Annotated in this window: 16 protein-coding genes; 2 read left to right on the top strand and 14 right to left on the bottom strand. The window is 42.8% G+C overall.

The window, feature by feature from the left end; all coding sequences use genetic code 11:
- Nucleotides 1-114 precede the first annotated feature (114 nt).
- From gatB to B3R79_RS04180, 6 genes are all read right to left on the bottom strand, one after another.
- Complete coding sequence (gene gatB / locus B3R79_RS04205) at nt 115-1,557, bottom strand: Asp-tRNA(Asn)/Glu-tRNA(Gln) amidotransferase subunit GatB (protein ID WP_154455167.1); 1,443 nt, start codon at nt 1,555-1,557, stop codon at nt 115-117.
- Nucleotides 1,557-3,023, bottom strand: a complete 1,467-nt coding sequence (gatA, locus tag B3R79_RS04200; RefSeq protein ID WP_168260383.1) for an Asp-tRNA(Asn)/Glu-tRNA(Gln) amidotransferase subunit GatA — start codon at nt 3,021-3,023, stop codon at nt 1,557-1,559. The genes gatB and gatA overlap by 1 nt, the downstream gene beginning before the upstream one ends.
- Nucleotides 3,023-3,325: an Asp-tRNA(Asn)/Glu-tRNA(Gln) amidotransferase subunit GatC gene (gene gatC, locus B3R79_RS04195; RefSeq protein WP_154455169.1), complete on the bottom strand. Its 303-nt coding sequence runs from the start codon at nt 3,323-3,325 to the stop codon at nt 3,023-3,025. Before gatC ends, gatA begins: the two co-directional genes overlap by 1 nt.
- A 121-nt stretch (nt 3,326-3,446) precedes the next feature.
- Nucleotides 3,447-3,995, bottom strand: coding sequence for a cysteine hydrolase family protein (locus tag B3R79_RS04190; RefSeq protein ID WP_154455170.1), 549 nt, complete (start codon nt 3,993-3,995; stop codon nt 3,447-3,449).
- Nucleotides 3,995-4,783, bottom strand: a complete 789-nt coding sequence (codY, locus tag B3R79_RS04185) for a GTP-sensing pleiotropic transcriptional regulator CodY (RefSeq protein ID WP_168260381.1) — start codon at nt 4,781-4,783, stop codon at nt 3,995-3,997. The genes B3R79_RS04190 and codY overlap by 1 nt, the downstream gene beginning before the upstream one ends.
- 171 nt (nt 4,784-4,954) lie before the next feature.
- Complete coding sequence (locus B3R79_RS04180) at nt 4,955-6,169, bottom strand: pyridoxal phosphate-dependent aminotransferase (RefSeq protein WP_168260380.1); 1,215 nt, start codon at nt 6,167-6,169, stop codon at nt 4,955-4,957.
- 321 nt (nt 6,170-6,490) lie between these two features.
- On the opposite strand from B3R79_RS04180, the gene B3R79_RS04175 reads away from it, so the two are divergent.
- Complete coding sequence (locus tag B3R79_RS04175) at nt 6,491-6,943, top strand: universal stress protein (protein WP_168260379.1); 453 nt, start codon at nt 6,491-6,493, stop codon at nt 6,941-6,943.
- 63 nt (nt 6,944-7,006) lie between these two features.
- Here B3R79_RS04175 and B3R79_RS04170 read toward each other — a convergent pair whose 3' ends face one another.
- On the bottom strand, nt 7,007-8,413 hold the full coding sequence (locus B3R79_RS04170) for a Cof-type HAD-IIB family hydrolase (RefSeq protein ID WP_293693931.1): 1,407 nt from the start codon (nt 8,411-8,413) through the stop codon (nt 7,007-7,009).
- A 70-nt stretch (nt 8,414-8,483) separates the two neighbouring features.
- Here B3R79_RS04170 and B3R79_RS04165 point away from each other — a divergent pair, with 70 nt between their 5' ends.
- Nucleotides 8,484-9,446 (top strand): asparaginase, encoded by a 963-nt coding sequence (locus tag B3R79_RS04165; RefSeq protein WP_154455176.1) that lies wholly within the window; start codon nt 8,484-8,486, stop codon nt 9,444-9,446.
- 297 nt (nt 9,447-9,743) lie between these two features.
- Here B3R79_RS04165 and recG read toward each other — a convergent pair whose 3' ends face one another.
- From recG to scrK, 7 genes are all read right to left on the bottom strand, one after another.
- On the bottom strand, nt 9,744-11,759 hold the full coding sequence (gene recG, locus B3R79_RS04160; protein ID WP_293693929.1) for an ATP-dependent DNA helicase RecG: 2,016 nt from the start codon (nt 11,757-11,759) through the stop codon (nt 9,744-9,746).
- A gap of 78 nt (nt 11,760-11,837) precedes the next feature.
- A complete protein-coding gene (gene alr / locus B3R79_RS04155) occupies nt 11,838-12,944 on the bottom strand; it encodes an alanine racemase (RefSeq protein ID WP_154455178.1) in 1,107 nt (368 codons plus the stop codon).
- A 60-nt stretch (nt 12,945-13,004) separates the two neighbouring features.
- Nucleotides 13,005-13,367 (bottom strand): holo-ACP synthase, encoded by a 363-nt coding sequence (acpS, locus tag B3R79_RS04150; protein ID WP_154455179.1) that lies wholly within the window; start codon nt 13,365-13,367, stop codon nt 13,005-13,007.
- Nucleotides 13,368-13,459: 92 nt separating this feature from the next.
- Nucleotides 13,460-14,515, bottom strand: a complete 1,056-nt coding sequence (locus tag B3R79_RS04145) for a 3-deoxy-7-phosphoheptulonate synthase (protein ID WP_154455180.1) — start codon at nt 14,513-14,515, stop codon at nt 13,460-13,462.
- Between the two features lie 2 nt (nt 14,516-14,517).
- Nucleotides 14,518-15,549, bottom strand: coding sequence for a 3-deoxy-7-phosphoheptulonate synthase (locus B3R79_RS04140; RefSeq protein WP_293693927.1), 1,032 nt, complete (start codon nt 15,547-15,549; stop codon nt 14,518-14,520).
- Nucleotides 15,550-15,646: 97 nt separating this feature from the next.
- Nucleotides 15,647-18,172: a preprotein translocase subunit SecA gene (gene secA / locus B3R79_RS04135; protein ID WP_168260375.1), complete on the bottom strand. Its 2,526-nt coding sequence runs from the start codon at nt 18,170-18,172 to the stop codon at nt 15,647-15,649.
- Nucleotides 18,173-18,337: 165 nt separating this feature from the next.
- Nucleotides 18,338-19,219 carry a fructokinase ScrK gene (scrK, locus tag B3R79_RS04130; RefSeq protein WP_168260374.1) on the bottom strand — a complete coding sequence of 294 codons (882 nt, stop codon included), beginning with the start codon at nt 19,217-19,219 and terminating at the stop codon, nt 18,338-18,340.
- Between the last annotated feature and the right edge of the window lie 18 nt (nt 19,220-19,237).

Genomic DNA, 19,237 nt, shown 5'->3' with positions numbered 1-19,237 from the left:
AAGTCATTTCGGCTATCAGTATAGCACAATTCCTGCCAAGGCGATATCCCTTTTCTGACAATACTTGTTAAAAAAGGGTAAAAAAAAGCCCAAAATAATTGGACTTTTTGCCCCTTAGTCTTCTTTTAGTTTTACCAATTCTTGTGCCAAGAGTTTAAGGGCAACTTGTGGGTTGGCTTTTCCTTTTGTGGCTTTCATCAAGAATCCTGTAAAAGCTTTGTCGGCATTGCGTTTGCCTGACTTGAAGTCCGCAACCGCAGCTTCATTGTCTTCAAAGACTTGGTGGATAATTGGAATGAGCACAGCTGGATCAGAAATTTGCACCAAACCGGCTTCTTCAACGTATGCACGTGCTGAACCACCGTTTTTAGCCAAATGAACAAAGACTTTTTTGGCGATTTTTGATGAAATGGTACCATCTGCAATGATAGCCAACATTTCAACAAGGTTTTCAGGGGTTAATGAAATCTCTGAAAGGGTTTTGTTTTCGCTGTTTAAGAATTGAGCGACTTCCCCTTGTAGCCAGTTAGACACTTGTTTAGCATCACCGCCAAGAGCTACGGCACTTTCAAAGAAATCAGACGTTTGTTTTGTTGCTGTTAATTGCGCCGCATCGTAGGCACTCAAGCCAAAGGTATTGATGTATTTGGCACGACGGTCTTTTGGAAATTCTGGCAAGGTGCCACGAACAGTATCAATCCACTCATCTGAAATTTCAAAAAGAGGTAGGTCTGGCTCTGGGAAGTAACGGTAATCTGATGACCCCTCCTTGACACGCATCAAAATGGTTTCCCCAGTTGCTTCATCATAACGACGGGTTTCTTGTTGGATTTCACCACCTGAACGCAAGACTTGGGCTTGGCGTTTTTGCTCGTAAATAAGCCCTTTACGCACGTTATTAAATGAGTTCAAGTTCTTCAATTCGGTTTTGACACCAAAAGCCTCTTGACCGTAAGGGCGAAGAGAGATATTGGCATCCACACGCATCGAACCTTCTTCCATTTTCACATCAGAAATGCCTGTGTATTGGATAACTTCTTTCAAGGCGGTCAAATAAGCATAGGCTTCTTCTGGCGAACGCATATCAGCTTCTGACACGATTTCAATCAATGGCACACCTTGACGGTTGAGGTCAACGTAAGAATAACCGTCTGTTCCGTGCGTGTTTTTACCAGCATCTTCTTCCAAGTGCGCACGCTCGATACGGATTTTCTTGGTTGAGCCGTCTTCTAATTCAATCTCAATCCAACCGTTGTAGCCAATTGGTTCATCAAATTGTGAAATTTGGTAGGCTTTTGGATTATCAGGATAGAAATAGTTTTTGCGGTCAAAGTGCATATTTTGGTGAATATCCATGTTCAGAGCCAAAGCAGCCTTGATACCAGCATCAATTACCCCTTTATTCATCACTGGCAAGACCCCAGGGAATGACCAGTCAATAACATTGGTGTTGGCATTTTGCTCATTACCAAAGTGGGCTGAGGTTGGTGAAAAAATCTTTGAATTGGTATTTAACTCAACGTGGACTTCAAGTCCAATGACAGTTTCAAAGTTCATTAGTCCTCACCTCCAAAAATAACGGGTTGTTGTTTGTGATAATCTGTTGTTGCTTCAAAGGCCGCAGCAGCTTGATAAATAGTTTCTTCACTGTATTTTGGACCGATTAATTGCATACCAACCGGAAGGCCGTGGGCAAAACCAGCAGGAATTGAAATACCTGGAAGCCCTGCTAAGTTGACAGGAATTGTTAAAATATCTGCCAAATACATAGCAACAGGGTCATGGTTTAAACTATCCAAATCAAAGGCAACGCTTGGAGAAGTTGGCCCCAAAATCAAATCGTAATCCGCAAAAATATTGTCAAAATCACGGATAATCAAGGTACGCACTTGACCCGCTTTTTTGAAATAAGCGTCGTAGTAACCTGATGACAAGCTAAAAGTACCAAGCATGATACGGCGTTTTACTTCGTCACCAAAACCTTCGCTACGTGTGTTGACATAAATATCGTCAAGATTGTTGTAATTTTCAGTGCGGTAACCATAACGAATACCGTCAAAACGTTGCAAGTTTGATGAAGCTTCTGATGAAGCGATGATGTAGTATACCGCAACACCGTACTTGCTATGTGGCAAGCTCACTTCTTCAACCGTCGCACCCAGTTTTTCAAAGTGTTTCGCAGCGTTAAGAATAGTTTCTTTCACTTCAGGGTCGATACCTTCACCAAGGTATTCTTTTGGCAAGGCAATTTTCATGCCCTTGATGTCTTGACCAATTTTAGCTGTAAAGTCAGCTACTTCACGGTTTGATGATGTTGAATCTTTAACATCGTTTCCAGCGATGACATTCAACAATTGGGCATTTTCTTTGACAGTTGGAGCAAATGGTCCGATTTGGTCGAGCGAGCTACCAAAAGCAATCAAGCCAAAACGTGACACGCGTCCATAGGTTGGTTTCAATCCAACAACACCATTGAAGGCAGCGGGTTGTCGGATAGAACCACCTGTATCAGATCCAAGTGACAAACGCACTTGACCTGAAGCAACTGCAGTAGCAGAACCACCTGATGAACCACCTGGCACCTTGCTGTGATCCCAAGCATTTTTAGTCTTTTTAAAATAAGAAGTTTCGGTTGAACCACCCATGGCAAATTCGTCCATGTTAGTCTTACCGATAACAATCATGTCTTTTCCGTAAACTTTTTCAACAGCTGTCGCATCAAAAATAGGTTCGTAGTTGTAAAGCATTTTAGACGCAGCCGTTGTCAAGATACCGCGTGTTGAAATATTATCTTTGACCGCCAAAGGAATTCCTGACATCACGTTATCAGCGTCAATTCCTTTTTCGTCAATCGCTGCAGCTTGTGCAAGGGCAGATTCTTCCGCCACCGTAATGAACGAATCAACTGCTGATTCGCGTTCTTTAATATCGTCTAGGGTTGCTTTGGTCAATTCAACCGCTGAGATTTCTTTGTTGACAAGAAGATTGTGCAACTCGTCAATTGATTTGCTATTAAATGACATTAAGCATCTCCTCCGTCTTCCAAGATAGCAGGAACTTTAATGTAGTAGTTCTCTGATTGAGGCACATTTTTAAAGAGTTCATCGCGGTCATCACCAGCCACCGCCACATCTTCACGCATAACGGTTTTACGATCCGCCATTGTTGTCGTGACAGGAACCCCATCTGTATCCACTTCGTTTAAGAGTTCTACCATATCGACAATTTTAGACAACGTTGTCGCAAATTCTGATGTTTCTGCTTCAGAAAAGGACAATTTTGACAATTCAGCCACATGACGAACTTCTTCTTCAGAAATTTTCATCTCTTTTCTCCTTGATCAATTAGAATCATAACCTAAATGACAATACAGTCCTTAAAATTATACCATAATTTAAGGTGCTTTTACATGAAAAAAGAAGTGCCTTCCCACTTCTTTCCTTGTTTTAAATCACTTTTGCACCCAAAACATTCTTAAAATGGTTGAGGGCAAACTGATGGTTTTCTTCCGTTAGACTGGCTACGGCATCCGCATAAACTTCGATGTCATACCCCAAATTATAGGCATCAATAGCCGTATGAAGCACACAAATATCCGTCAAAACACCTGTCAAAGCAAGGGTTTTAACCCCGCGTTCGCGCAAACGAATATCCAAATCCGTCCCAGAAAAGGCAGAATAATGGCGTTTGTCCATCCAAAAGACACGGCTGTCTTCTTTGATGGTTGCATACACATTGGCTAATTGACCGTATAAATCACGCCCATCGGTTCCCTTGATATTGTGTGGTGGGAACAACTTGGTTTCTGGGTGAAAGACATCACCTTCATCGTGCCCATCAATGGCAAAAAAGATATAATCCCCTGCCTCATAGGCTTCCTTGGTGATGCGAGCAATAGCTTCTTCAATGGCTTGAGCAGGCTTTCCTGCCGTCAATTTTCCATCATCAGCGACAAAGTCTTTTGTGTAATCAATCGAAATTAAGGCTCTTGTCATTAATAGTTATATTCCTTTAATTTGTCAAAAATACCTTCATTGATGACTTTGAGATAAGTTCCCTTCATTCCCAATGAACGGCTTTCAATGATACCTGCAGACTCTAGCTTACGCAAGGCATTTACAATAACAGAACGGGTAATACCAATACGGTCTGCAATGACTGACGCCGTCAAACGACCTTCTGTACCATCCAATTCACCCAAAATGGCTGAAACAGCTTTCATTTCAGAATAAGATAAGGTGTTAATCGCCATGTTGATAGCGGTTTGTTTACGAATCGTTTCTTCTAGATTTTCTGTTTGAAGGTTGAGCAATTGAATCCCCACTACGGTTGAGGCAATTTCGACAAGAATCAAATCATCTTCTAAGAATTCTTTATCGTTACGCCAAATAATTAGCGTTCCAAGGCGCATACCGCCTCCGTATATTGGTGCAATGGTGGTTAGACCATCTGGGTAAATATCTTTTGATTCAACTGGGAAAATCGTTAATTCGTTATCGACAGATAGGTTTGCTTCTGTATCATAGACACGACTCGCCGCTTTTACATAGCCTTCTGGAAATTGTTTGGTTTCAAAAAATTCCTCAACACGGTCAGTATTGGTTTTATACTTCATTGCATAACCAAGAAGGGTTCCTCCTCCGTTGATGATACAAGCATTACAATCAATAATATCAGCTAATTTAGATGCCATAGCATTATAAGGTAATTCAGCATCCAAATGGTCCACTGACCGTTGTAGAATTGATGTAATTTTACGTGTTTTTTCTAATAAATTCGGCATGTTTTACTTCCTTTGCTTTAGTTGCGTTACAATTATATCAGAGGTGTTCTTATTTTGCAAATAATTATCTGAAAATTCCTTTATCTTCTGACTCTTCTCTTTTTTCTCAGCTTTTAAACCGCAAAAAATAAGGTTTTCTCCTTATAATTAAGGAAAAAACCTATACCTTTATTAGCGTCGGTATTGACTTAAGACGCGGGTTAATTTGGCTTGAACTTCTGCTAATTCTTCCACTCGTGGCAAATAAACGATACGGAAATGGTCAGGTTCGGTCCAGTTAAAGCCTTTACCTGGCACGAGCATGACTTTTTCTTGTTTGAGCAATTCCAAGCAGAATTGTTCGTCGTCATCGATGCGGTACATCTCGCGGTCAATTTTAGGGAAAATGTAGAGTCCAGCAGTTGGTTTGACCGCAGACAAGCCTGGAACTTCGTTGACAGCCTTGTAAATAAAGTTGCGTTGTTCGTAGATACGACCACCTGGCATCAATAATTCATCCACTGACTGATAACCGCCGAGTGACGTTTGCACCACGTGTTGCCCAAGAACATTGGCACATAGACGCATATTGGCTAACATATTAAGCCCTTCGATATAACCGCGTACATTGGCTTTTGGTCCTGAGAGCACCATCCACCCCACACGGAAACCACAGATGCGGTGTGATTTTGACAAACCATTCATTGAAACACAGAAAACATCTGGTGCCAAGCTAGCAATAGCCGTGTGTTTTTGCCCGTCCATCACAAGACGATCATAGATTTCATCCGCGAAAATAATCAAATCATTTTGGCGAGCAATTTCCACAATCTCTTTCAACAAGTCCTCAGAATACAAGGCTCCTGTTGGGTTGTTTGGGTTGATGACAACGATGGCTTTGGTATTTGATGTGATTTTTGATTTGATATCATCAATATCAGGATACCAATCGGCTTGTTCGTCACAACGGTAATGAACGGCATTTCCACCCGCCAAACTAATGCAAGCTGTCCACAAAGGGTAATCAGGCATTGGCACCAAGACCTCATCACCATCGTCCAAAAGAGCTTGTAAAGAGATGGAAATCATTTCAGAAACCCCATTGCCTAGGTAAATATCATCGATATCCACATGTGGAAAACCTTTTAGCTGACAGTATTGCATAATGGCTTTACGTGCCGAGAAAATCCCTTTACTGTCTGAATAGGCTTCACTATTACGGGCATTGACAATTAAATCGCGAATGACCTCGTCAGGGGCTGTAAATCCAAATTCTGCTGGATTCCCTGTGTTTAGACGGAGAATTTTTTCGCCATTTGCCATCATGCGATTGGCTTCGTCTAAAATGGGACCGCGAATATCATAAGCAACGTGTTCTAGCTTTGAAGATTTGTCAAATGTTTTCATAGAATTTACCTCGTTGCCAATATTATAAACTTTCCGCCTTAAATTTTCAATTCTCTAACGATTCTAAAGGTAAATTTTCTTGTGTGAAAAAGGCTCTGATAAACTCTGCTTTTTCTGAATGGTTTTCTGTTAAGATAAAAAGAATTCAGAAAAATACTCAAACGTTTTCAATTTCACATAAAAAGGAGTATAATGAATGTGAGGATATTCATAGTTTAGGCCATTTAGGTGCCTATTGTCCTGCATATCACTTTATATCTCATAGGAATGAGGGAAATGTTATCTTTTCATTCTTTGGTTAACATAATTAAGGAGGCAGTTATGTCACAACATTATGAACGAATTATGATTGCGGTTGATGGTTCTTACGAATCTGAGTTAGCTTTTGAAAAAGGGGTAAACGTTGCTTTGCGTAACAAGGCTGAATTGATCTTGACACACGTCATTGACACACGTGCCCTACAAAGCATTGCGACCTTTGACACTTACATCTACGAACAATTAGAAGAAGAAGCTAAGGGTGTTTTGGAAGGTTTTGAAAAGAAAGCCCATGAAAGAGGGATTGAAAAAGTCAAACAAGTCATTGAATTTGGTAATCCTAAGACCCTTCTTGCGCGTGATATTCCTGATAAAGAAAAGGTGGATTTGATTATGGTAGGGGCGACTGGTCTTAATACCTTTGAACGCTTGCTTATCGGTTCATCATCAGAATACATCATGCGCCATGCTAAAGTGGACTTGTTGGTCGTGCGTGATAGCCAAAAGACTTTCTAAAAGGACAACTGAACTCGGCCTAGTTTTTGCGACTAGGTCTTTTTGCATACGAAAAAACCAAGCTTAGGATGTCTTAGCTTGGTTATTTTTTTGGCGCTGAAAAGCGTGTTGAATTTGTCGATTTAATTTCCGATGAATGGTTGGTTCTGGTGCAAAACGTTCTTCCCAATCATCTGGTTTTAAAATTTTATGAGTGATAGGGTCAAAATGCGCCTTGCCGTCAGGGAAAACTTTGCCCATATTAGCCTCATGAACCGCGTCAAATAACGGTTTAGGGTCAACACCCATCAATACAAATGAACCATAGGTCAAATACAGCAAATCCGTCAAGGCATCCACTTGCCCAACCAAAGGCGTTTCATGGTGTTCCTTGCTTTCTACCTTGCGTGCCGCCTTGTCAATAGCCGCGTGCAATTTGACCAGCGAATCGTTAAAGATAGCCTCATCTCCATGACTAGCTGCATAGAGAAATTCCACGATTTCTTCGACCTTGAAATCCGAACGGTGATTAGCCTCTTCATTTTCATAGACTCTTGGCATTTCGCAGGTTGTGCCATCCATGACCTTATGGAACATTTTCACCTTGTTGAAGTTTTCGTCTTGGCTATCAAAACTTTCTTCTTGCTCTAGATGAATCAAGCCAAAGTGAGCCAAAGCTTTTGAGATACCGTCGTTATTGTTGGTTTCTGTGGTGTAATGGGCAATGTCTTTGAGAGAAGCTTCCGCATTTCCCATCGCGACACCGATACCAACACCCGATAGCATTTCCTTATCATTGTCAGAATCGCCAAAGGCCATTACCTCAGACAAATCAAAGCCAAATTGCTTGCCTAAACGCTCGATGCCGTGTATTTTGGATTGGTTGTAAGAAATCAAATCCGCTGAATAAGGGCTGCTGCGCGTTACCTTAATCTGTGGAAAACGGTTCTGAATGTTTTCCGTTTCGTCCTCGGTCGCAATCAAAACCACCTGATAAATGGGCCGGCGCATCAAGGTCAGCAAGCCATTGACATTTTGCGGTTTGAAACGACGAATGAGGTGTTTAAAACTACGCTCGACTGCTTTTGCCCATTGCTTGGGAACAACCGAACTCACCACTTGCCCAAAACGGCTAGTCCCCATGTCAATAATACGCGAGCCAACCAAGCCCGAAGCTGTCCCCAAAGAAATCTCGCGACGCTTGTCATTGGCATAACGGATAATGCGGTAAACAGTGGACACAGACAAAGGATTTTGGTAAACCACCACATCACGCGTGAAAATATACTGCCCATTATAAGTCACTGCAAAATCCAAGCCCAGATTTTCAAGGTAAGGCTGCACAAAACTTGGTCCCCGACCTGTTGCCACGCCGACAAAAATTCCTTGTTCTTTTAAATTGTTAATGGCTTTTTTTGTGGATTGTTGGACGTTTTTTCGGTCGTTTAACAGGGTGCCATCAATATCAAAAAAGACTGCTTTTATCGCCAAATCAGTTTCTCGCTCTCCATCTTTATGTTAAAATAGATTATAACACATTTTTGAAGGAAGTTTTAGAACAATGAAAAAAATCCTTGTCTTGCACACAGGCGGTACAATTTCCATGCATGCTGATCAAGCGGGTAATGTTCGACCAGATACGGATAATCCTATGAATCATATTGGTGTCAGTCTTGATAACATCGAAGTGACAGCAATTGATTTTTTTAATATCCCAAGCCCACACATCACCCCTAAACACATGCTCCAGCTTTATCAAGAAATCAAGCAAAAAGCTGCGGATTTTGACGGAGTGGTCATTACCCACGGTACAGACACCTTGGAAGAAACGGCTTATTTCCTAGATACCATGGAAATTCCTAATATTCCTATCGTTATCACAGGCGCCATGCGCTCGTCAAACGAACTAGGAAGTGACGGGGTGTACAACTACCTCAGCGCCCTTCGTGTAGCCAGCCATGACGATGCTATTGGCAAGGGGGTACTGGTCGTGATGAACGATGAAATTCACGCTGCTAAATACGTGACCAAGACACACACGACCAACGTATCAACCTTCCAAACACCTATCCACGGCCCACTTGGCATTATCATGAAACACGATATTGTATTCTTTAAAATGGCCGATACGCGTGTTCGCTTTGATTTGACTGATATTTCAGGAACTGTGCCAATTGTCAAGGCCTATGCAGGGATGGGGGGAGATGGTATCATCAGTTTCCTTAACCCTGACAATGTTTGTGGAGTCGTGATTGAAGCCTTGGGAGCTGGTAATGTGCCACCACGCGCTGCCCAAGAAATCGTGCACCTCATCGAGCAAGATGTCCCAGTTGTCTTGGTATCACGTTGTTTCAATGGGATTGCGGAGCCTGTTTATGCCTACGAAGGCGGTGGCGTCCAACTCGCCCAAGCAGGGGTTATGTTTGTCAAGGAATTAAACGCTCAAAAAGCGCGCTTAAAACTCCTTATCGCTCTAAACGCTGGTTTGAAAGGGCAAGCCCTCAAAGACTACATTGAAGGTTAGGCCGCTTATCTTTTCAAAAAGACACTCAAAAAAGCTCAGCTTAAATCAAGCTGAGCTTTTTGCCATTCCATGGGCTTTGGTGTCTTATCATGGGTGTTGTTTTTCCGCTGCCCTTGTCATGTCAAAAAGGAGAGGTCAGCAACTCACCGACCGTAAGCAGGTCTAGGATGAATGGTTTTAGCAAAATATTTGTGATAAGTGACTCTTACTGTCATAAGCCTTCCCCCTCACTTCATTTGATGGTTTTATTATAAGGGAAAAAACTTAAGCATGGCTTGCAAAAAACTTGCACAAAGCTTAATCAAAGGTGTCCTTGTCTTTGAGATGGTCGGAAATCACCTGCCACCTAGCGTCTTTTTGCCAATTATCTTCCGCCACAATCTGCCTTGCCACCCGTCTGGCTTCCTCTAAAATGGGATAATCTTCCACGATATCCGCCACTTTAAATTCGGGAATACCTGATTGGCGAGTGCCAAAGATTTCACCTGAACCGCGCATTTTGAGGTCAGCTTCTGCTAATACAAAACCGTCCGTGGTTTCTGTCATGATTGTCATGCGCTCTTTTCCTGTGTCTGTTTTGGGATTGGCCACTAAGATGGCATAAGATTGCTTATCCCCACGGCCCACTCGTCCGCGTAGCTGGTGCAATTGGCTAAGCCCAAAACGGTCAGCATCCATAATCAACATGATAGTTGCATTGGGCACATTGACACCAACTTCAATGACGGTGGTTGACACCAAAATCTGACTTTTTTGCTGCTTGAAGTCTTGCATGATAGCATCCTTTTCTTCGTTTTTCATGCGACCATGCATGAGGGCAACTGTCGCAGTTCCTGCGAAATATTGGGACAATTCGTCGTGCAAAGCAACTGCATTTTTCAAATCCAAGGCCTCAGATTCTTCAATGAGAGGTGACACCACATAGGCTTGGGCACCTTTGGCTAACTCCTTTTTCATCCAATCCAAGACAGTAGGCAACTGCTCATGCTTGACCCAACGTGTGATAATAGGCTTTCGCCCCGCAGGCAATTCATCAATAATGGAAACGTCCATTTCCCCAAAAGCCGTAATAGCCAGCGTTCTGGGAATAGGCGTCGCGGTCATCATCAAAACGTCAGGGTTATTGCCTTTTTCACGGAAAATACGACGCTGATTGACACCAAAGCGGTGCTGCTCATCTGTAATAACCAAACCCAAGCGGTGATAGGTCACTGCGTCTTGAATCAAGGCGTGTGTTCCCACGACCATATCAATCGAGCCATCTGCCAACGCCGCGAGGGCTGTTTTTTTCGCAGCCGCCTTCATGCCTGACGTTAAAATCGCGATCGATAAGTCTGGAAACAATTGACGCAAACTTTCAAAATGTTGTTCCGCTAAAATTTCCGTGGGCACCATCAAGGCTGACTGAAAACCTGCGGTGTAGGCGGCATACATGGCAAGACTAGCCACAACAGTCTTTCCTGACCCCACGTCCCCTTGCAAAAGGCGATTCATGTGAGCACCTGAACGCATATCGGCTAAAATGGCCTCCAAACTGCGTTTTTGCCCACCTGTCAAGGCAAATGGCAGAGTAGCAATCTTTTCAGCCACTTTTTGAGCATCATAGGCAATCACCTGACCGTTGCTTTCTGCCTTATTATCCGCCTTTAGAACCTGCAAATTCATCTGAAAATAAAACAGTTCCTCAAACTTGATGCGGCGCAGGGCCTGTTTGTATTCGGCGATGTCTTTTGGAAAATGCATGGCAGCGGTGGCTTGAGCACGTCCTAACAGACGGTATTTGTCCAGAAGGACTTGGGGGAGATTTTCAGGTAACCAATTCAAAGCCCCCATATCAAAGGCTGACTGGATAGCCTTGACCAGTGTTTTTTGTGAAATGCCTTGAGCCACGCGGTAAACAGGTTGCATATCATCTGTGACCTGAGCCAAAATTTTCATTCCAGTCACCGTTGCTTTCAGGGCATCCCATTTTCCAAAAATAGCAATATCACTGCCCAAGGTCACCTTATCCGCTAAATAAGGTTGATTGAAAAAAGAAACAGCAACAACTGCTTCGCCCTGCCGAATTTTAAAGGACAGGCGATTACGTTTATATCCATAATACTGCACGTTCGCTGGTGTCACAACTGTTCCGACGATAACCGAACGCTCCCCGTCAACCAACTCAGAAATGCGTTTGCTTTTAAAATCCTCATAACGAAAAGGGTAGTAGAGCAACAAGTCCTCAATCGTATAAATACCTAATTGCTGGCATTTTTCGGCTGTTTTGGCACCGATACCTTTTATTTCCACAATGGGTGATTGTAAGTTCATAAAACCTCACTTTGCTGCTTAATAGCAAAAAGAGATTCTAAATCGCTGCTTTTTCGTCACAGCGAAGTAGAATCCAATTTATTTTGAATACACACGAGGCACACGGTCACTTAATAGACAAAGCACTTCATAATTGATGGTACCACGTTTTTGGGCTAAATCCGTCGCAGTGATAACTTGGTCGCCGTCTTGTCCAATCAAAGTCACCTTGGTACCAATTGGAAGTTTTTCTGGCAAGCGAATAGTGATTTGGTCCATTGACACACGCCCAACGATTTCACACCATTCCCCATTGACCAACACATAAAAGCCTTGCAAATCACGGGTCCAGCCATCTGCATAACCAATCGGAACCGTCGCAATGTATTCATCCCCTTGAGCCACGTAAGTAGCCCCATAACCAACAGAATCACCAGCTGAAATTTGCTTCACATGTACCAAAGAAGATTCCAAGCTGAGAGCAGGTTTGATCGGATAAGGCAAGGCTAATTCCGTACCGCTTGGGTTAAGGCCGTACATCACAATGCCTAAACGCACCATGTTAAAAATGGTTTCGCTATGCCACAGACTCGTTGCCGAATTGCTGGCGTGAACAAGGGCTGGCGTTTCGCTCAAATGCGTAATCAAGTCTGTGAAAAAGGCTAGCTGTTGATTGAATTTAGTGTCGTCAGCTTCATCAGCCGTTGCAAAATGCGTGAAAATTCCTGCCACATGAGCGCCAGCTTTTTTCAAATCCGCCAACAAATGCTCTGCCTCATCCAGACTTCTCACACCAATCCGACCCATGCCAGAATCGACTTTCAAATGAACATCCAAGTCCGCCAAAGAGATGCCTTGCGCCAAGGCCATGTCCAACCATTCCTGACTAGCCACCGTCAAGGTCAAATGATGCTCGCGCGCGATTTCCACTTCTTCTGGCATAATAACTCCCAGAATCAAAATGGTCTTGTCAATGCCAGCTTCACGCAACTCCAGCGCTTCATCAATATTGGACACGCAAAAGCCATCCACCAAATGCGAAATCGCCTGCGCCACTTGCTTAGACCCATGCCCATAAGCATTAGCCTTTACCACCGCAAAAGTCTGCTTCCCTTGAGGGATATTAGCTTGCACACTTTCAATATTTTGGCAAATCGCTTCTAAATCAATTAAGGCCTTAGTCGGTCTATGTAAACTCGAAATCATGTCATTCCTCCAAAGATAATCATTTATGAGAAGTCGTCTAATGTGTGATTTCTAATCCTTTCAACCAGAATCATCCTCTAAGATAACACTGGCCTGGGCATAATCTCCCGAGTGAGAGATGGAAATAAAAGTCCTTCCCGAAAAAGGAGAGCGGGTAATCACCGGCGCTCCTTGGGAATTATTTAAAATTTCGATATCCTGAAATCGCAGTTTTCCAATGCCCGTCCCCATTGCCTTAGCAAAGGCTTCCTTTCCAGCCCAACGCCCTGCCAAAAAGGCCATTTGGCGTTTTAAGTTGGTATGTTCTGAAAAGCGCCTAAACTCCGCTTCTGTTAAAATGCGTTGAGCAAATTTGGGGTTCTTCTCATAAGCTTGTTGAATTGCGGAAATGTCTTGTAAATCAATACCATGCCCAATAATCATGTGACTCCCTTACCTCAGCTTATCCGCACCTGCTAACTCTCCTCAAAACTAAGGAGCTGAGAGAAATCCCCAGCTCCATTATATGTTAGTGATTAGAAGAGCAAGTCCTCATAGGAATCATGTCGCAATGTTTCATGAATTTCACGGATTAATTGTTCAGTTTTATCCCAGCCCAAACATGGGTCAGTGATGGATTTTCCAAAGACTTCTGGCGTGTCTTGACGACCGTCCTCAAGGTAAGACTCAATCATGAATCCACGCACATAAGCTTTGATTTTCTCATTCCAATCTCGATTGATTAGGGTTTGACGAACAATACGCACTTGTTCTAGGTAATTTTTCCCTGAATTGTCGTGGTTGGTGTCAATCACGATAAATGGATTTTGAAGTCCCATTTTTTCGTACAAGCTGATCGCTTTGAGCAAATCATCGTAGTAATAATTTGGCTCATTTTCACCGTGTTCGTTGGTTGCCCCGCGCAAGATAGCATGAGCTAACGGATTGCCGTCCGTTTCCACTTCAGCATTTTGGTAAATGAAATTTTGCACATTTTGCGCGGCATAAATACCATTAAACATAACCTGTAAGTTACCAGACGTTGGGTTTTTCATACCTGTCGCCGCATCAATTCCTGATGCTACAAAGCGGTGTTCTTGGTCTTCAACCGAACGCGCCCCAATAGCGTGGTAAGAAACCAAATCATCTACTAGCGGTAAATTAGCAGGGTAAAGCATTTCATCAGCCGTAGTCAAACCTGTTTCAGTAATCACGCGATAATGCAAGTGACGAACGGCTGCCACTCCATTAATCAAATCAGGTAATTTTGAGGTATCTGGCTGGTGCATCAAGCCCTTATAGCCGTCACCATTAGTACGTGGCTTAGCGGTATAAACACGCATCACAATAAAGATGCTATCTTTAACTTCTTCTTGCAATTTTGCCAGGCGGCGAGCGTATTCCAAAACAGCCTCTTCATTATCTGACGAACAAGGACCAATCACAAGAAGCAGGCGCTCATCTTCACCTCTGATGATACGAGCCAATTCCTCGTCACGCGCCTCTTTCTTTGCAAGAAAGTCTCCTTCTAATTTTGAGATGGCCTTAACTTTTGCAATGTCAAGCGTTGCACTTTTTTGATGTATTCCCATAATTATTTTCCTAATGTGCCGTAAATTTCACGGATTAATTGTTCCGTGTTGTCCCAACCAAGACAAGGGTCGGTGATTGATTTTCCGAAGATTTCTGGCGTATCTTGACGACCATCTTCAAGATAAGATTCAATCATGAAACCACGCACGTATTGCTTAATTTTAGCATTCCAATCACGATTGATTAGGGTTTGACGGACAATACGCACTTGTTCCAAATATTGCTTACCTGAGTTGTCATGGTTTGTGTCAATCACGATGAATGGGTTTTTAAGCCCTAATTTTTCATAGTGTTCGATGGTTTCAAGAACATTGTCATAGTAATAATTTGGGACGTTTTTACCATATTCGTTGGTTGCTCCTCGAAGAATAGCGTGTGCCATGGCATTTCCTGACGTTTCCACTTCTTCACCGTTGAATAGGAAAGATTGTTTGTTTTGAGCAGCGTAGATACCGTTGAACATAACGTTCAAATTACCAGATGTTGGGTTTTTCATTCCTGTTGGAACATCGATACCAGATGCTACAAAACGGTGTTGTTGGTCTTCAACAGAGCGTGCTCCAATCGCGATATAAGACACCAAGTCATCCACCAATGGAAGGTTTTCAGGATAAAGCATTTCATCAGCAGTTGTCAAGCCTGTTTCTGAAATCACGCGGTAGTGCAAGTTACGTACCGCTTTGATACCGTTAATCAAGCTTGGTGATTCTGATGTATCAGGTTGGTGCATCAAGCCTTTATAGCCATCCCCATTGGTACGTGGTTTGGCAGTATAGACACGCATCACCATAAAGACGCGGTCTTTCACTTCTTCTTGAAGTTTTGCCAAACGATGAGCGTATTTGAGAACAGCCTCTTCGTTATCTGATGAGCAAGGACCGATGACCAAAAGAACACGGTCATCTTCGCCTTTCATGATCGCTTCTAATTCGTGGTCACGCGCTTCTTTTCTCGCCAAAGCCTCACCAGTTAAGGCAGATTCTTCCTTTAGCGCATCGAAATCGATTTTTTTACTTGTTGCTTTAAATGACATGAATCATCCCCCTTAGTATCGAAAAGTTTAGATTTTTTCTATTATATCACTTTTGGCTCTGTTTTCAATCAACTTTTCTGAATTTTCAGTAGACAGTCTAAAATTGTTTGCGACCGTGACAGTTTTTGAATTTCTTACCTGAACCACATGGGCAAGGATCGTTACGTTTAACGTGAGAGAAATCAATATCTTGTGTCGCTTGGTTTGGTGTTTGCGCCGCAATATTCTTTTCAGCCATTGTTGTGGCGTTTTGTGACACACGTTCACGTTCTTGTTGGTGAATTTGTGCTTTCATCATGGTTCTTGTTACATCAAATTCAATCGCACCAATCATAGCTTGGAACATACGGAAACCTTCAGATTGATATTCCACCACAGGGTTATTTTGGGCATAACCACGCAAACCAACAGATTGACGCAATTGATCCAAAGCATCAATATGGTCTGTCCATTTATTGTCAACAACCATCAAAATAAGCACTTTTTGGAATTCTTTGACGGCATCAGGTGTTTTCAATTTAGCCATTTGCGCATCGTAAACGACCATCGCACGGTTAAAAAGTTCTTCTTTGATCTCATCAAAGCTCAAGTTTTCCAAATCAGATTGTTGGATAGATTGCTCATCAACTAGGTTGTTCTTAGCAAAATTCAAAATAGCGGCAAGTGCTTCGTCACGATCTGAATGGCTGTGTGCCTCAACAGTACGTTTGATGGTGCGTTTAATCATCGCTTTGATTTCAGGACCTAAATCACGGTCAGCTGTAATCACGTCACGACGTTCTGCATAAATGATTTCACGTTGTTCACGCATAACATCATCGTATTGCAAGACTTGTTTACGTGTATCGTAGTTGTTCCCTTCAACACGTTTTTGGGCAGATTCCACTTGACGTGTCAACATACGCGAACGAATAACCGCATCTTCTTCATCAAGATTCATACGGTCAAGGAAGGCCTTAATACGGTCTGAACCGAAACGACGCATCAAATCATCTTCAAGTGACAAGTAAAATTGTGATTCACCTGGGTCACCTTGACGTCCTGAACGTCCACGAAGCTGGTTATCAATACGACGGCTTTCATGACGTTCTGTTCCGATAACGCACAAACCACCCAATTCACGCACACCTTCACCAAGTTTAATATCGGTACCACGACCAGCCATGTTGGTTGCGATAGTGACTGCACCACGTTGACCAGCGTTCATGATGATTTGAGCTTCTTTAAAGTGGTTTTTCGCATTCAAAACTTCGTGTGGAATGCCTGCATCCACCAAGCGTTTTGAAATAATATCAGATGTTTCAACGGCAACTGTACCAACAAGAACAGGTTGTCCTTTAGCATGACGTGCCTTAACATCTTCAACCACTGCTTTGAACTTAGATTCCAAAGTTGGGTACAAGAGGTCTGGATGGTCAATACGAGCAACTGGTTTGTTCGTTGGTATCGGAATGATACGCATGTTGTACACTTCACGGAACTCTTCTTCTTCCGTTTTAGCGGTACCAGTCATTCCTGCCAATTTCTTATACATACGGAACATATTTTGGTAAGTAATTGAGGCACTTGTTTTTGATTCTTCTTGAATGCGGACGCCTTCTTTAGCTTCGATGGCTTGGTGCAATCCATCAGAGAAACGACGACCTTCCATCGTACGACCTGTAAATTGGTCAACGATTAGAATTTCACCTTCTTGGCTAACCACATAGTCAATATCCAAAATCATGATGTAGTTAGCGCGAAGAGCATTGTCGATATAGTGCGTCAAGGCAACATTTTCCAAATCGTAAAGATTGTCTAAGTGGAAGTATTCTTCTGCCTTGTCAATCCCGTAATCCGTCAAGCTAATGGTCTTAGTTGGCACATCGACGATGTAGTCTGTGCTTGTCAAAGTTTTAACAAAACGGTCCGCACGAATGTACAACTGACTCGTTTCTGAGCTAACTTGACCAGACACAATCAATGGTGTTCTAGCTTCGTCAATCAATACTGAGTCCACCTCGTCAATCAAGGCGAAGTTTAGCGGACGTTGTACCATGTCTTCCTGACGAACAACCATATTATCACGCAAGTAGTCAAAACCAACTTCTGAGTTGGTTGAATAAGTGATGTCACAGTTGTAAGCTTCACGTTTTTCAGATGATGATTTCGCTGACAAGTTGATACCAACAGAGAGTCCTAGCCAGCTGTACACTTCACCCATTTCTGTCGCGTCACGCGTTGATAGGTATTCGTTAACCGTAATAACGTGCACCCCTTCGCCAGAAATGGCGTTAAGGTAAACTGGCATAGTCGCTGTCAAGGTTTTCCCTTCACCAGTACGCATTTCAGGAACATCACCATTGTGCATCACGATACCACCCATAATTTGCACACGGTAAGGGAACAAGCCCAATACACGTTTGGCTGCTTCACGCACAACCGCGAAAGCTTCTGGCAACATCTGGTCGAGGGTTTCGCCGTCCTTGTAACGTTGTTTAAATTCAGGAGTCTTTGCTTTCAATTCGTCGTCTGACAAAGCTGCCATAGCGTCAGCATAAGACTCAACCTTTTTTGCTATTCTTTCTAATTTTCTTATTTCACCTTTATCGTTTTCGATAACAGTCCGTAGAATATTTGCCATTCCAATTCCTTTCGATAAACTTGTCAGCCCATTCTATCATAAAAACCCTTTAAATTCAAGAATTCAGCGTACTAGCATCTGCTCAATTGAGGGTGTTAGAAGCGTTTTTCAAACGCGCAAAAAGACTGAGGTAACGGCCCTCAGTCCTAACATTCTTATAAGAAATTAACGTTCTGATACTTTCTTAGCCAAAGCAAAATTACCTAGGGTTGCTGAGCCATTTTCGGCTACACCTGGTGTAACAATGTACTCTGCAACATCTGGAACAGGAACATAGCCATTTAACAGGGCGCTAAATTTATTACGAACGCGATGCAGCATATGCTCTTGTGCCATAACACCACCACCAAACACAATGACTTGTGGGCGATAAAGTAAAGTTGCTTGAACAGCCGCTTGGGCGATGTAGTAAGCTTGGACATCCCAAACTTCAGAATTGAGCTCAATCAATTCACCGCGAATACCTGTACGCCCTTCAAGCGAAGGACCTGCTGCCATACCTTCCAAACAGCCCTTGTGGAAAGGACAAGAACCTGTGTAGTCATTAGTAACATCTTGTGGGTGTGGCGCCACATAAACGTGACCCGCTTCGGTGTGTCCGATCCCACCAACAAATTCACCATTTTGGATAGCACCCGCTCCAATTCCTGTACCGATAGTGTAGTAAACAAGGCTCTTAACCCCTTTACGAACAAGGGTTTCACCATATGCAGAACTGTTAACATCGGTTGTAAAGTAAAAAGGTACTCTAAAATGTTTTGAAATCAATCCAACCAAGTCCACATTTGCCCAATGAGGTTTTGGCGTAGTCGTAATGTAGCCATAGGTTTCTGAATTTTCATCCACATCAATCGGACCAAAAGACCCAATAGCGACACCTGCTAAGTCTTCCTCAAAGCGCTTGAAAAAGGCAACCACTTTGTCAATGGTTTCATAAGGTGTAGTCGTTGGAAATTGCGCCTTTTCCACTACTTGAAATTGCTCATCACCGACAGCACAAACAAATTTCGTCCCGCCAGCTTCTACGCTACCGTATAATTTTGTCATGTTTTTTACCTCAATATA

Source organism: Streptococcus sp. UBA3373 (assembly GCF_002360305.1).
Taxonomy (GTDB): domain Bacteria; phylum Bacillota; class Bacilli; order Lactobacillales; family Streptococcaceae; genus Streptococcus; species Streptococcus alactolyticus.
Note: the sequence above shows the minus strand (reverse complement) of the source record. Positions and strands in the feature narration are given on the sequence as shown.